At 41.9% G+C, this 14,368-nt stretch carries 14 protein-coding genes; all 14 read left to right on the plus strand.

The features are described 5' to 3' along the window. Positions 1 to 9 precede the first annotated feature (9 nt). The 14 genes from yihA (at position 10) to B212_RS0103225 (ending at position 14,366) form a co-directional block, all read left to right on the plus strand. Entirely contained in the window at positions 10 to 651 is a 642-nt protein-coding gene (yihA, locus tag B212_RS30645; RefSeq protein ID WP_019908905.1) for a ribosome biogenesis GTP-binding protein YihA/YsxC, read from the plus strand. Positions 652 to 803: 152 nt separating this feature from the next. Further along, a complete protein-coding gene (locus B212_RS0103165) occupies positions 804 to 1,391 on the plus strand; it encodes a hypothetical protein (protein ID WP_019908907.1) in 588 nt (195 codons plus the stop codon). 103 nt (positions 1,392 to 1,494) lie between these two features. Further along, complete coding sequence (locus tag B212_RS0103170) at positions 1,495 to 2,277, plus strand: tyrosine-protein phosphatase (RefSeq protein WP_019908908.1); 783 nt, start codon at positions 1,495 to 1,497, stop codon at positions 2,275 to 2,277. 141 nt (positions 2,278 to 2,418) lie between these two features. Further along, positions 2,419 to 4,410, plus strand: a complete 1,992-nt coding sequence (locus tag B212_RS0103175) for an S-layer homology domain-containing protein (RefSeq protein WP_019908909.1) — start codon at positions 2,419 to 2,421, stop codon at positions 4,408 to 4,410. Between the two features lie 155 nt (positions 4,411 to 4,565). After that, positions 4,566 to 5,342 (plus strand): YveK family protein, encoded by a 777-nt coding sequence (locus tag B212_RS0103180; RefSeq protein ID WP_019908910.1) that lies wholly within the window; start codon positions 4,566 to 4,568, stop codon positions 5,340 to 5,342. After that, the gene (locus B212_RS0103185; RefSeq protein WP_019908911.1) at positions 5,323 to 6,009 is read left to right on the plus strand and encodes a CpsD/CapB family tyrosine-protein kinase; all 687 of its coding nucleotides are present in this window, start codon (positions 5,323 to 5,325) and stop codon (positions 6,007 to 6,009) included. The genes B212_RS0103180 and B212_RS0103185 overlap by 20 nt, the downstream gene beginning before the upstream one ends. Before the next feature lie 43 nt (positions 6,010 to 6,052). Further along, positions 6,053 to 7,885: a polysaccharide biosynthesis protein gene (locus B212_RS0103190; protein WP_019908912.1), complete on the plus strand. Its 1,833-nt coding sequence runs from the start codon at positions 6,053 to 6,055 to the stop codon at positions 7,883 to 7,885. A gap of 22 nt (positions 7,886 to 7,907) precedes the next feature. Continuing rightward, positions 7,908 to 8,642 carry a hypothetical protein gene (locus tag B212_RS0103195; protein ID WP_019908913.1) on the plus strand — a complete coding sequence of 245 codons (735 nt, stop codon included), beginning with the start codon at positions 7,908 to 7,910 and terminating at the stop codon, positions 8,640 to 8,642. A gap of 2 nt (positions 8,643 to 8,644) precedes the next feature. After that, positions 8,645 to 9,643: a copper amine oxidase N-terminal domain-containing protein gene (locus B212_RS0103200; protein WP_019908914.1), complete on the plus strand. Its 999-nt coding sequence runs from the start codon at positions 8,645 to 8,647 to the stop codon at positions 9,641 to 9,643. 47 nt (positions 9,644 to 9,690) lie between these two features. Further along, complete coding sequence (locus tag B212_RS0103205) at positions 9,691 to 10,311, plus strand: sugar transferase (protein ID WP_019908916.1); 621 nt, start codon at positions 9,691 to 9,693, stop codon at positions 10,309 to 10,311. Positions 10,312 to 10,340: 29 nt separating this feature from the next. Then, positions 10,341 to 10,979, plus strand: coding sequence for an acetyltransferase (locus B212_RS0103210; protein WP_019908918.1), 639 nt, complete (start codon positions 10,341 to 10,343; stop codon positions 10,977 to 10,979). Then, entirely contained in the window at positions 10,979 to 12,121 is a 1,143-nt protein-coding gene (locus tag B212_RS0103215) for a DegT/DnrJ/EryC1/StrS family aminotransferase (RefSeq protein WP_019908919.1), read from the plus strand. The genes B212_RS0103210 and B212_RS0103215 overlap by 1 nt, the downstream gene beginning before the upstream one ends. Further along, a complete protein-coding gene (locus B212_RS0103220) occupies positions 12,121 to 13,320 on the plus strand; it encodes a glycosyltransferase family 4 protein (protein ID WP_019908920.1) in 1,200 nt (399 codons plus the stop codon). Before B212_RS0103215 ends, B212_RS0103220 begins: the two co-directional genes overlap by 1 nt. 26 nt (positions 13,321 to 13,346) lie before the next feature. Then, the gene (locus tag B212_RS0103225) at positions 13,347 to 14,366 is read left to right on the plus strand and encodes a nucleoside-diphosphate sugar epimerase/dehydratase (RefSeq protein WP_019908921.1); all 1,020 of its coding nucleotides are present in this window, start codon (positions 13,347 to 13,349) and stop codon (positions 14,364 to 14,366) included. Positions 14,367 to 14,368: the final 2 nt, after the last annotated feature.

Here is a 14,368-nt window from a genome sequence, read left to right on the forward strand (position 1 = left end):
GGAAGTCTTATGAAAGTTAATAGTGCCGAATTTATCATCAGTGCCGTAGGCCCTGATCAATACCCTGTTGACGCCTTGCCGGAGATTGCTCTGGCAGGGCGCTCCAACGTCGGAAAGTCCTCTCTGATCAACCGGATGATTAACCGCAAGAATCTGGCCCGCACCAGTTCTACCCCGGGCAAGACGCAGCATATGAACTATTACCGCGTTAATGAGAGTATGTATTTTGTCGATTTCCCCGGCTACGGCTATGCCAAGGTATCCAAGACCCAGCGGGCCTCCTGGGGGAAAATGGTCGAAAAATACCTGTCCGAACGCGACACGCTGAAGCTTGTTCTCCTTATCGTGGACCTGCGTCATCCGCCTACCAGCAATGATAAAATGATGTTTGACTGGCTTAAGCACTACGATCTTCCGCTCTGTGTGGTGGCGACGAAGGCAGACAAGATTCCCAAGACCCGCTGGCCGAAGCATGTCAAGCTTATGAAGCAGGAGCTTGGTGTGCTGCCGGGGGATCATTTCATTTCCTTTTCCTCAGAGCTTGGGCTTGGACGGGATGAATTGTGGGAGCTCATTGAGCGGCATAACCTTCCTTCCGAAGAAGAACAGCCGGCAGAGACGGAGGATCAAGGCGGATTATCGGCAGAATAGTGAGGAATACATATGTATTCTGAGGCTCCTATCCTTTTCTCCCGGTATAAGATGAATTTTCGGCGTATATCCTGTTCCTGTTCATGGGAAATGCCATAGCTCTTCATTGTATAATCATGCTAAAGGCTGTTACAAAGAATTGAGGGATGGTCATGGCTCAGCGATTGGCTACAGAGTATGTGAATGCGACTTTGCAAATGACGGAATTTCAGATGAATCAGTTTCTGCTTACGGCCGATACCTGCTACATCAGCCACCGGGTGAAAATTCTGGGTGGCGGAGAACAGGAGGTTGTCCTGGAAGAAACCGGGGGCGAGGAGGTTCTTTTGTCTTTTCAGCGCAAAGGCAATATTTACGTGTGTGCGTTGACCTGCACAATAGTGAACCCTCATCTTAACAACGCAATCCGCAAGCTGTTTGTTACTTATAGAGGGACCGGAACGGTCAATAGAATTTATAATACATTCACTATGGTGTATTATTATGAGGGCGGCTCGGTCCGCCGAATCTCGGAATTGACGCCTGTGGGCAGCAAGCTGGTCTATCAGCACAAGCACTCACTCGCGGAAATGATGCGCCTATACAAGTCTGACGCTATTGAGCGGGAGATTGAGAGTTTACGCCATCATATTAATAGCCTACTGGATCTCCGCAATACCGTTTTAGGCGATAAAGAGATTCTAGAAGTGGACGTTCAGCTTGCGTTAGCCACGCAAAAGCTATTTGAACTGGAAGCGTAAGCGATAATCTGGTTATAGTATGGCAATCATTTCCTAGTGAAATGGTTGCATTTTTTTTGCGAAATCTATAAATGTTAGCAAGGAAGGGGCCGATAAACATCATATGATAGATATCCATAGCCACATTCTACCCTTTATCGATGACGGGGCTGCCGACTGGGAGTCGGCTCTCGCCATGGCGCAGGACGCCCATATGGACGGTATTTCCACGGTAGTAGCCACGCCTCATCATGCCAACGGAGTATACATGAACCCTGCTCCCGGTATAAGGCAAGCTGTTGAGGAGCTGAATGACAGACTCCGGCAGGCAGGTAATCCGCTGCTTGTACTTCCCGGACAAGAAATTCGCGTGTATGGGGATTTGTTGAACGATCTGGAGCAAGGCCATTTGTTGACGCTCGCGGGATCCAGGTATATTTTGCTGGAAATGCCTTCTTCACGTGTGCCGCGCAGTATGGAATCGACCTGTCACGAGCTCCTCATTCAGGGTTTTGTTCCCGTGATTGCCCATCCGGAGCGTAACGCCGAGGTTGCTGCCGATCCTTCCCAATTAACAAGATTAATAGAGCTGGGAGCGCTAGGGCAACTGACCGCCCAGAGTGTTGCCGGAGCCCTCGGAAACAAGCTGCAGAAGCTGTCGCTGGAGCTGTGCCGCAGAAATGCTGTCCATGTAATTGCCTCTGACGCACACGATAATCAGCGCCGTCCATTTGGATTGAGTGAAGCCTACGCGGTTTTGACCAAAGAACTGGGGCAACCAACTTCCGACTTTTTTCGTCAAAATTCGCAGAAAATTATCCATAATGAGGAGATCATTCGAGCGGATTCTACTCAATCTCAGACAAAACTTCATAGATTGTTCGGATTTTTTTCTCGCAAGGGGTGACCTGCCATGTAATTAGTGGTAGAATGGGTATTACTGGTTTATTGTTATTTATTATCAGAATAGTGTAGACTTAGGGGCAGTTACTCTATCTACGCTAGAAGTAGTAGAGTTTCACATTACATACAAAGAGGTGGATGAAAAGTGACTTTGAAGAAGAAACTAGCAGTATCAACACTAGCAGCAAGCATGGCAGCAGCATCCCTTGCAGGTTTTCCTTTTAGCAGCGAAGGCTTGGCTAAGCAACTCGGTTTCGTAGGAACCGCAGCAGCAGCAACTAGTCATACCGATGTTAAGACGAAGATTAATAACATCTACGCACAGTTGACCGCAACAGAAGTAACTTATTTGAAGAACTATAAGAATGAAGTTGCACAACTGGATCAAGCAAAGTTTGAAAGTATCTTTGCTCCGGTCTTGGGCAAGATTCAACTGAGCACGGAAGATAAAGCAACCTCCTTGAAATTGTTTCAAAGCGTTTCCAGCGTAGTTTATGATGTGTATTCTAACAAAACCGATGTACTGAAAGACATCCGTTCCAATGCTGACAACGTTGCTTTGCTCAACAAAATTGCTGCTCAAGCTAAAGTTGAAGGCCTTAGCACCGACGACATTCTCGATTTCTTCTTCGCAACTAACGGCGTAGAAGCAGAGCTTCGTGCATTGCTGAACGGTAAGTCCAGTGCAGATCTGATTAATATCATTTCTAATCCTGAATCACAGAAAACTCTGGTTAGGGATGCAGTATACAAGGTTCTCGACCATAGAATTGGAACAGGTGCATTGACAGTTAGTGGTGCGGTATATAACCTGGGCATCACCGCGGATGACCTTGTGAAGACTTTTAATTATGTGAATACAGAGATCAAATCTGCTAAACCTGCAGCTCAAGCCCTTGCTTTGGCTTATCTTCGTGCTTATCCATTCACTAATAACGGTGGAAACCCTGGCAGTGGTGGAGGTACTGGTGGCGGAGTAATCACTAATCCAACAACTACTCCGGGTGTGTATGACGTTTCCGGTTTGGTAAGTGTTGTGGGCGACAAAGCAACTTTGAAGCTGGTTGACGCCGATGTGCTCAAGGCTTTCGACGCGCTGCTTGCTGCAAACCCTGGAAAGACTGGTCTTACACTCACTTTGAACCTTGGTACTGTCAATGCTAAGACTGTAGAAGTTCCACTGTCCAAAGCTATCATTGAAGCTGCCAAAGCTAAAGGCATTGCTAACATTGCGGTTACCTTTAATGGATTGACTGTTACTATTCCGGTTGCTCAATTCAGTGACGCGGTTACGTTGACTGTAACTACAGAAGCTGACAGTACAGTAACTTCACTCACAAGCCTGAAATTGGCTTCTCAAGTTTATACCTTTGACTTGACGGTTGGCGGTGTAAAAACTTCTACCTTCAAACAGCCGCTGACAATTAAACTTCCACTTAAGGATGCTGCAGTTCTCGATAAAGAACTGCTCTCCGTAACGAAGATTGTATACGGCGCTCTGCAATTCCAAGGCGGTGTGCTTGACGGTGACTTCATCGTTGAACCTCGCGACACTTTCTCTTCTTACGCAGTGCTTGAGAATAAAGTGAACTTCAGCGACATTGCAAGTGTACAAGCTTGGGCAGGAAGACAAATTCAAGTTGTTGCCGCTAAAGGCGCAATTGAAGGTGTAGGCGCCGGCAAGTTCGCTCCGAAGAGCAATGTTACCCGCGCAGAATTCGCGAAGATGTTGATTCGTGCACTGAACCTTGAGAATAACTCAGCAACTGAGAACTTCAGCGATGTAAGCTCCACTGCCTGGTACGCTCCTTATGTAGCAGTTGCTGCTGAGAAGGGCATCATCACAGGCCGTAGCGCTTCCCAGTTCGATCCTAATGCAACGATTACTCGTGCTGAAATGGCTACTATGATCTCGCGTGCTCTGAAATCTATCAACCCTGCAGCAACTGCAGCAGATGCTTCGGCACTGAGCAAATTCTCGGATGCAGCGAAAATCGCAGCTTCCTTGAAAGACGGCGTAGCCTTCGCGGCCAGCCACAACCTGGTAATCGGCAATGCTGGCAAGTTCAATCCTAACAATACTGCTACCCGTGCTGAAGCTGCTGTAATCATCTATCGTACAATCAACTTTAAGTAATAAGTTTTATAAGCAAGTGGAGAGCCTCCTCTCGTCTATGTGAGAGGAGGCACTTTTTTAGCTTATATACTGAACTTGCGATTTTGAGTATGAGATTCACAAGTTCACTGTGTATAGGGTGAAATATTACAGAATCAGCTTGGAGGGAAATTCACTTGTCAGCACAAGAATTGGATCTTCGCGATTATTTCCGGATTGTTAGAAAAAGATTGTGGATGATTGTAAGCATTGTTATTGTGACGTGTATTCTTGCTGGAGTATACAGCTTGTATGTTAAAGAACCAGTATATGAAGCTTCAACGAAGATTATCGTCAATCAGACCCCTACGCAGTCAACCATAGGGCAACTTGATCTTAATCAGATCAATACAAATATTCAATTGATTAACACATACAAGGAAATTATTAAGACACCTGCCATTCTTGAAGTCGTAGCCAAGAACTATCCGCAATTCAATATTACTGCGGAAGATCTCCTCAAGAAAGTCAATGTGAGTTCCGTAAATAATACGCAGGTGATGACACTTGTCGTTCGAGATAATTCGTACCAAAGAGCCGCAGAAATCGTGAATGCCATATCACTTGTGTTCAAGCAAGAGATTCCTTCATTGTTCAATGTACAGAATGTATCCATTCTGAACGAAGCCAAGCTTAATCCGCCTGTCGCACCAGGACCCGTAGAACCCAATGTTATGCTGAACTTTGCAATTGCTTTCATCGTTTCGTTGATGGTCGGTCTAGGAATTGCTTTCCTGCTGGAGTATCTGGATGATACGTTGAAGACCGAAGAGGACATTGAGAAATATCTCGGTCTGCCGACAATCGCCATGATTACAAGACTTGGACAAGAAGAAATCAAGAGTAATGAACAAGCAGTACGAACGCAGACCAGAAAGGCGGGAGACCTCGAGCATGTCACAGCAGCCAAGTAAACAACGACATCTAATTACCGTGACTAACCCCCGTTCGCCTGTATCGGAAGCCTTCCGGGCTTTGCGGACGAACATTGATTTCTCCTCCGTCGACGAACAGATTCAGATTATTATGGTAACCTCTTCTGGGCCTGAGGAAGGGAAATCTACAGTTACTGCTAATCTTGCGGCAGCTTATGCGCAAGCAGATAAGAAGGTGCTTCTGATAGATGGTGATTTGCGTAAGCCGACAGCTCATAAGACTTTCTCACTTAGCAACCGGCTGGGATTATCTTCACTGTTATCACAGCAGGCTGCTCTGGAGGATGTTATCCAAGAGTCTGGGGTAAACAATCTTACGATTATGACCTCTGGTCCTATTCCCCCTAACCCGGCTGAAATGATGGCCTCTAATCGTATGAGTTCAGTTCTACAGGAATTGCGCTTAAGGTACGATGTTATTCTATTTGATACCCCTCCACTGTTAGCCGTCACAGATGCGCAGCTTATCGCTTCCAAGAGCGATGGAGTTATTATGGTAGTTAGCTATGGCAAGGTAAAGCGGGATATTGCTGCCAAGGCAAAGGCTAATCTTGACCGCGTTGGTGCGAAGATGCTGGGTGTTGTACTGAATAATGTAAAACGTAAAGCCAGTGAAGGATATTACTATTACTACTACGGGAATTAACATTTGTGTGTAAAGAAATTTGTTATTTTTGGAGGCACTGAAAATGACAGCAAAATCCAGAGTATTCATGCTATTCCTCATTGATCTGGTTATCATCTGGTTCAGTATTGCAACTTCGTATATGTTCCGGTTCTATGATGGCATTCCCCATGAGTATATGGTACAAATGCTTCAGTTTGGGCTGATCTCGACCATTGCCATTGGGGGCAGTTTGGTCTATTTCGGCCTATATCGGCGTATGTGGCAGTATGCCAGTATTGGAGAAATTGTATCCATCTTCAAGGCTGTTGTCATAGGTGCAGTAATCTCTTATGGTGTCGCATTACTAATCCTTCCAGCACGTGTTCCATTTGGGGTAGAGATTAGGGCAATGGAAACGATTTTAGTATTGGTAGGTGGAAGCCGATTCCTTTGGAGAGTTTTTCGCTATGGACGGAACAATACTAAAGATACCGAGACTCATGCACTTATTGTAGGGGCTGGAGATTGTGGGATGCTCATTGCCAAAGAAATGATGGGTCCTTCTTTCGCCCAGACGAAGTTAATTGGATTCATTGATGATAATCAGAACAAATACCACATGTCAATTCTGGGTCTCCCGGTATTGGGCAACAGATATGATATTCCACGGCTTGTCAAAGAGAAAGAGATTCATGAGATTATTATTGCCATGCCTTCTGTATCCAGAACGGAAATCTCCGAAATTATAAACTTGGCGAAGACAACAGGAGCTAAGCTAAAGATTATACCTGCTCTGAACGATTTGATTGCTGGTAAAATATCCGTGAAGAAGCTTCGTGATGTTAGTGTAGAAGATTTATTGGGACGGGAGCCGATTATCGCCGATCTAAATGGTATTCTTGGTTATGTTCACAACAAGACAGTTATGGTCACTGGAGCGGGAGGTTCAATTGGCTCGGAGCTGTGCCGTCAGGTTGCACCCTTTGCACCAGACAAGCTTTTGCTGCTTGGACACGGAGAGAACAGTATTTATACCATTGAAATGGAACTACGCAAGAGCTTTCCAGAATTGAACGTCATTACAGTCATAGCGGATGTTCAGGACCGCAATCGAATGATGGACGTGTTTCGCAGCTATAGACCGCAAGTGGTCTTTCATGCGGCAGCACATAAACACGTTCCCTTGATGGAGCGAAATCCTTCGGAAGCGATCAAGAATAATGTCTTTGGAACCAGAAATGTAGCGGATTGTGCTGATCGTTATGAGGCAGAACGATTTGTGATGATCTCTTCGGATAAAGCGGTTAATCCAACTAGCGTAATGGGAGCAACCAAGCGGATTGCAGAAATGTATGTGCAGAGCTTGAATACGACCAGCAGAACCAAGTTCTCAGCCGTGCGTTTTGGTAATGTACTAGGCAGTAGAGGTAGCGTTATTCCGGCCTTTAAACAGCAGATTGCCGCAGGTGGACCTGTTACCGTTACTCATCCTGAAATGGTACGCTATTTCATGACCATTCCCGAGGCTGTTCAATTGGTGATTCAATCAGGCTCCTTCGCCAAGGGTGGTGAGGTATTTGTTCTTGATATGGGCGAGCCAGTAAAGATACTTACCTTGGCAGAGGATCTAATTACGCTATCGGGTTATGAGCCTTATAAGGACATAGATATTACTTTCTCTGGTATACGTGAAGGCGAGAAGTTGTATGAAGAATTGCTGACCGACGAGGAGAATTTAGGTTCTACACAGCATGACCGGATATTTATTGGCAGACCAAATGTGATTAGCCAGAATCAGCTCGAACTGGAATTCAAACGCTTAGAGCGTGTTCTGACCGAGGAACCTAGTGCAATTCGTGAAGTGATCAACCAGATCGTCCCTATGCAGCCTGTAGCCCAAGTCGCAATTAGCTAACATTTTTTAACGGAGGATTACTATGTTCAACAAAAGATGGAAGAGAATATTGGCATGGTCTCTGTCGGTAGTTTTAGTATTAGTAATTGGCGGTTTGTTTGCTGCTAACTATGTAGTAGATAGACTTATGAGCTCAATGGCGGATGGGTTAAATGTGGAGACGGAAGAAACAATTAATACAGATCAAGTAGCAGGGACAGTTTCAACAACAGCACCAGCGCCTACAGCTAGCAATAATTTAAATGCATCGACAGAGAGTGCAACTCCTGTGGCTACACAAGAAGTTGTCTCAAAGAGTCAAGAACCTGCGGCGAATGAAAAAACTCCTAAAGATCAAGTTAAACAAGATACTCCAGTCACAGCTCAACCAAAAACAAAACAAACAACTCAGCCAGCAAGTACGCCATCTCCTACAAAAGAGACTAATCTCGATGGTTATTCATCCCAGGTCTCTACGGATAAAGCTAAACATATCCAGGATAATGTAACAGTAAAAGATAAAGCAGATGTAGTCTCTATTGTACTAGGTCAACTTAGCGTATCCGATATCAAACGGTTGCAGGAACTCGCTTCAGGAGGATTAACTGTTGAGGAGAAACGTGAGGCACGCAGCATTATTCTTGGTAAAGTTTCAGATGAACAATATAATCAATTGTCACAAATTGCCAAGAAATATGGTGTGAGTGAAGGCAAGACACATGATCAAGTACTAGCTGAAGAAGAACAGCTTAAAGCTCAAGAAAAAGGAAGTGAATAGTAATGGCTAAAGTGAAATTTCCAGCCGCAACATTATTGCTATTGCTGTTAATAGGGGCTGCTCCGTTAACTGCATCTGCACCATTATCGGCATCTGCAGCAGCAACCACAAATTCGATTAAAGTACAGAGTATGAACGTTAAGATGGTATTTGACGGTGTGAGTATGCAGCCTCCATCCGGGCAACATGTGTTTATGTACAATAATGTCACCTATGTGCCGCTTCGCTTCGTTTCGTACGCTTTACAGAAAAATGTAATCTGGGATGCCAAGAATGTGAAGGTTACAGTTACGGAGCCGAGCAGTTCTGAACTAGTTGCTATTAAAGAGTATCTAATGAACGCTGGGAATGCTAGCAACGTGACATCATCGTTAGGCAAGGACATCGTTCTCAGCAAAGTGAAAGCAAGCTACGTATTTAATGGCTCTGTAAAAGTAGTTCCTTCTAATCAGAGTAGCTATATTCTGGGTGGATCAGTATACGTTCCTCTTCGGTTTCTTTCTGAATCTGTAGGCAATGTGATTACCTGGGACCAGAAGAATAAGACAATTACCGCAGCATCAGCAGCATATCAAGCTCAAGTAACCCCTGCTCCATCCGGTAATGCTGACGGTAAGGGTGCAACTGCTTCTGCGACCCCGGCTCCAACAAGTGGGAAGGCGGGGAATGGAACCGCCGGTAGTGGTACACTCACTTATGAACAAATAACAAGTGATGCAGAAGTTAAGCTGAACGCTTTAAGAGATCAGAGTACTTCAACACTAATGGGTATTGCACTTGAATACATCAATGCTAAAGATGATGCCACTAAGGCTAGTCTCATTACAAAGGGCAAGCAGCAGTTAGCCTCATTTACAGCTAGCTTCAATAGTATAATTGCTGACACTGAACAAAAACTAAATAAGTATGGATATAGTACTGATATTATTGCACAGTATAGAGCAACATTTGAAGCTGAACTTCAAAAAGGTATGGCATTAGCTGCAGGTATGGCGGGTTAAATACCCGCTATTTTTTTCAATATCTAAATAATAGAGGTTGATAGTAGATGAGACCTTACTTAGCTTTGAAGAGAATTATGGATTTATTCATTGCGTGTTTGCTAATAGTCGTAAGCTCACCGATTATGGTAGCTGCTATTATTGTTATTAAGAAGGGATCTGAAGGTCCGGTCTTATTTCGACAAAAGCGTCCAGGAAAGAATTGTAAAATATTTACTGTATATAAGTTTAGAACTATGACTTTAGAAAAGGATGAGCACGGAGAACTTTTACCAGACATGCTAAGAATGACTCGGGTAGGTTCTTTTTTAAGGAAGACCAGTATTGATGAACTACCGCAGTTGTTTAATATTCTAAAAGGGGATATGAGTTTTATAGGCCCTCGTCCATTATTAGTACAGTATCTTGAACTTTACACTCCAGAAGAAAATCGTAGACATGAAGTAACGCCAGGAATTTCAGGTTGGGCACAAATAAACGGGAGAAATACAATTAGTTGGAAAGAAAAATTCACATATGATGTGTGGTATGTCGATAATATCAGCCCATTTTTGGATGCCAAAATAGTTTTTAAAACGATAAAGAATGTATTAGTAAGAAAAGGAGTTAATAGCTCACAGACTGATACAATGCCTGCGTTTTCAGGCAGTAACACCATGGAAGGTTAAATTTATAAGCTAAGGCTAGGTGATTTCTATTGGCAAGCTTATTAATCCTGGGAGCTGGTGGACATGGTAAGGTTGTCGCTGAAACCGCAATGCTTACTAGACAATGGGATCGTATAGCATTTTTAGACAATAACAATAATCTTAATAATTTAATGGGAATTCCTATTATTGGTTGTTTTGAGACTTATGTGGATCACGTGAAGAGTTATTCACATGCCATCGTTGCTTTAGGGAATAACATTACTAGGCTGATCTGGATGGCTAAACTTGAAAAAGCGGGCTTCGAAATCCCTGTAATAATTCATCCTTCTAGCATAATTAGTAGGTTTTGCGAGATAGAATCTGGCAGTGTAGTTCTGGCTGGAGTGGTAGTTAATGCAAATACTAGTATTGCTAACGGCTGTATTCTAAATACTTCAAGTACAATTGATCATGACTGCATAATTGGAAAAGGTGTTCATATTTCGCCAGGTGTAAATGTTGCTGGGACTGTAAGTATTAAAGATTTCTCTTGGCTGGGTATAGGATCAAAGATAGCTAACAATGTAACAATAGGATCAAGTGTAATTGTTGCTGCTGGTGCGGTAGTAATCAGTGATATTCCAGATAATGTAATGGTGGCAGGGGTACCGGCAAAAATAAAAAAATACGTTGGAGATGAACAGTGATGCAGGAACGGATTTTTTTATCACCTCCCCATATGAGCGGGAATGAAATGAAATACATACAAGAAGCATTTGATACTAACTGGATTGCTCCATTAGGGACTAATGTTGATAAATTCGAGGAAGAGTTATGTGCATATGTGGGAATTGACCATGGATTAGCCTTATCTTCTGGAACAGCAGGCATTCACTTAGCGCTCAAATATTTTGGTGTGGGTCCCGGGGATTATGTTTTTTGCTCCGATCTAACTTTCTCAGGGAGTTGCAACCCTATATTGTATCAATATGCTCATCCAGTCTTTATAGACTCAGAACCTGAAACATGGAATATGTCACCCACAGCTTTAGAAAGAGCATTTGAGTGGGCAAGAAAAGAAAATAAAATGCCTAAAGCAGTAATAATTGTAGATCTCTACGGACAAAGTGCTGACTACGATCAACTCCTGCCAATTTGTGAGCAATATGGAGTTCCGGTTATCGAAGACGCTGCTGAGGCCCTCGGAGCGACGTATAAAGGTAAAAAATGTGGGACGTTTGGCCATGTTGGAATCTTTTCCTTTAATGGAAACAAAATTATCACTACATCAGGTGGCGGTATGGTTGTTTCTAATGATGAGGAAGCCATTAAGAAAATGCGCTTCTGGTCAACACAGTCCAGAGAAGCAGCTATACATTATGAACATAAAGAAGTAGGGTACAATTATCGAATTTCCAATATCAGTGCTGGAATTGGTCGAGGACAGTTGCAAGCTTTAGGTGGATTCATAGATAATCGTAAATATATATTCGATCAGTACAAAGAAAAGCTGAAAGGGTTACCTCTTCGTATTATGCCGATTTCTGTCCATGGACAACCTAATTATTGGTTAACTGTTATAACTCTTGAGGAGGGAATCAAGCTTACTCCTGGGGCAATTATTAGTCAACTTGGACAAGAAAACATTGAATCGCGTCCTTTATGGAAACCAATGCATTTGCAACCAGTATTCTCTGAAACACCAATATTTTATCATAAAGAGACAGAATATATCGGAATGTATTTGTTTAAATATGGAATTTGCCTGCCCTCAGGCTCATCTATGACTCAAGCTCAACAAGACTTGGTTATAAATACTATCAGTGGAAAATTTGCAAAGGTAGAATAATGAAAATTTTATTTTTGACACTTGCATACCCTGATGATGGTTCAAAGAACTTATATGTTGATTTGATGCAAGAATTTAAAGATCGTGGTGACGAAGTTTATGTGACTTGTCAACGAGAAAAAAGATATGGAAAAGAAACAGAACTTAGTGTGGAATCCGGAATTCATGTATTACGAGTGAAAACAGGGAATGTTACAAAAACGGGATTTATTGAAAAGGGAATCTCAACACTACTTCTCGAAAATCAGTTTATTGAGGCTATAAAAAAGTACTATAATCATGTTCAATTTGATTTAGTAATATATTCTACACCTCCAATTACTTTTGTGAAGATTGTAGAATATATAAAGAAGCGAGATGGAAGCAAATCATATTTACTTTTGAAAGATATTTTTCCGCAGAATGCTGTTGATTTAGGAATGATTAAGGAAAGAAGTTTAGTTTGGCATTATTTTAGAAAAAAAGAAAAAAAGTTGTATGAGATTTCTGATCACATTGGTTGTATGTCACAGGGGAACGTTGATTACGTGATAGAACATAATATTGAAGTAGGATCATATAAAATTGAAGTTTGCCCTAATTCTATTAAACCAGTAGAAATGCCACAGACCTCTCAGTCCGAGAAAAATAATATAAGAGCGAAGTATAATATCCCTCATGATTCAGTCTTATATACGTATGGTGGGAATCTAGGGAAGCCGCAAGGTATAGATTTTCTTCTTAAATTTATTGAATCTATAAAGAGTATGGAAAATATTTATCTTCTAATCGTAGGTTCAGGTACTGAGTATGAAAAGATAAAAGATCACTTGATAGAAAGTAAGCAAACAAATACTAGGCTAGAAAAATATTTGCCTAAGAATGAATTTGATGAAATATTAATGGCAAGTGATGTTGGATTAATATTTTTAGACCCTAGATTCACAATTCCCAACTTTCCCTCAAGATTGAATTCTTATATGGAATTTGGACTGCCAATTTTAGCGGCAACTGATATCAACACCGATGTTAAAGATATGTTGTATGAAGCTAAATGTGGATTATGGTCCCGAAGTGGGGACTTAGAAGATTTCAAGAATAATGTAATCAATTTAAATAGTAATGAGAAATTACGTTTGGAAATGGGTTCAAATGGAAGAGTTTACTTAGAAGAAAATTTTACTGTGGATAGAACTTATAAAATTATTGTTGCTCATTAAATAAAGACGGATGTGGGGTATTAGTGATGTTTACTGGAAAAACGTTATTAATAACTGGAGGAACTGGTTCTTTCGGGAACGCAGTTTTGAAAAGATTTTTGAATACGGAAATTAGTGAAATTAGAATATTTTCTCGGGATGAGAAGAAGCAAGATGATATGCGCAAAGAGTTGCGAAACGAAAAAGTTAAATTCTTCATTGGTGATGTTCGTGACTATAACAGTGTGGCAGCAGCGATGCATAATGTGGATTATGTGTTCCATGCGGCAGCTCTGAAACAAGTTCCTTCATGCGAATTTTTTCCTATGGAAGCTGTGAAGACAAATGTTATAGGTACTGAGAATGTGCTTAATGCTGCTATTGCTTTTGGAGTGAAAAAGGTAGTCTGTCTATCTACAGATAAAGCAGTATATCCTATCAATGCTATGGGCATTTCAAAAGCAATGATGGAAAAGGTTATGGTTGCCAAATCAAGAACTGTATCTCCTGAAGACACATTGATCTGTGGAACTCGTTATGGAAATGTAATGTGTTCAAGAGGTTCCGTTATTCCATTATTTATAGATCAAATTAAAAAGAACGAAGATATTACAATTACAGATCCTGATATGACTCGTTACCTAATGTCTTTGGAAGATGCTGTTGAACTCGTGTTATTTGCTTTTAATAAAGCACTACAAGGGGATATTTTCGTTCAGAAAGCCCCTGCTTCAACAATAGGAGATTTAGCTACTGCTCTTAAAGAACTATTTCAATCGAATAGCTACACAAGGGTTATTGGAACCAGACATGGTGAAAAGTTATACGAGACGTTGCTGACACGGGAAGAAATGGCTAAAGCAACTGATTTGGGAAGCTATTACCGGATATCTGCTGATACAAGAGACTTAAATTATGACAAATTCTTTGAGGAAGGCGATAAAGAAATTTCTGAGGGTTGGGAATACAATTCTCATAATACAGAAAGATTAGATATTCAAGGTATTAAAGAACTTTTGTTAAGTCTGGATTTGATTAATAATGAACTTAATGGCAGGAGCTTATAATT

Origin of the sequence: Paenibacillus sp. HW567 (assembly GCF_000374185.1) — a bacterium.
GTDB lineage: Bacteria > Bacillota > Bacilli > Paenibacillales > Paenibacillaceae > Paenibacillus_AQ.

Coding starts and splice junctions, on each gene's coding strand:
- yihA (WP_019908905.1), top strand. CDS start 10: ATGAAAGTTAATAGTGCCGAATTTATCATCAGTGCCGTAGGCCCTGAT.
- B212_RS0103165 (WP_019908907.1), top strand. CDS start 804: ATGGCTCAGCGATTGGCTACAGAGTATGTGAATGCGACTTTGCAAATG.
- B212_RS0103170 (WP_019908908.1), top strand. CDS start 1,495: ATGATAGATATCCATAGCCACATTCTACCCTTTATCGATGACGGGGCT.
- B212_RS0103185 (WP_019908911.1), top strand. CDS start 5,323: ATGTCACAGCAGCCAAGTAAACAACGACATCTAATTACCGTGACTAAC.
- B212_RS0103190 (WP_019908912.1), top strand. CDS start 6,053: ATGACAGCAAAATCCAGAGTATTCATGCTATTCCTCATTGATCTGGTT.
- B212_RS0103195 (WP_019908913.1), top strand. CDS start 7,908: ATGTTCAACAAAAGATGGAAGAGAATATTGGCATGGTCTCTGTCGGTA.
- B212_RS0103200 (WP_019908914.1), top strand. CDS start 8,645: ATGGCTAAAGTGAAATTTCCAGCCGCAACATTATTGCTATTGCTGTTA.
- B212_RS0103205 (WP_019908916.1), top strand. CDS start 9,691: ATGAGACCTTACTTAGCTTTGAAGAGAATTATGGATTTATTCATTGCG.
- B212_RS0103215 (WP_019908919.1), top strand. CDS start 10,979: ATGCAGGAACGGATTTTTTTATCACCTCCCCATATGAGCGGGAATGAA.
- B212_RS0103220 (WP_019908920.1), top strand. CDS start 12,121: ATGAAAATTTTATTTTTGACACTTGCATACCCTGATGATGGTTCAAAG.
- B212_RS0103225 (WP_019908921.1), top strand. CDS start 13,347: ATGTTTACTGGAAAAACGTTATTAATAACTGGAGGAACTGGTTCTTTC.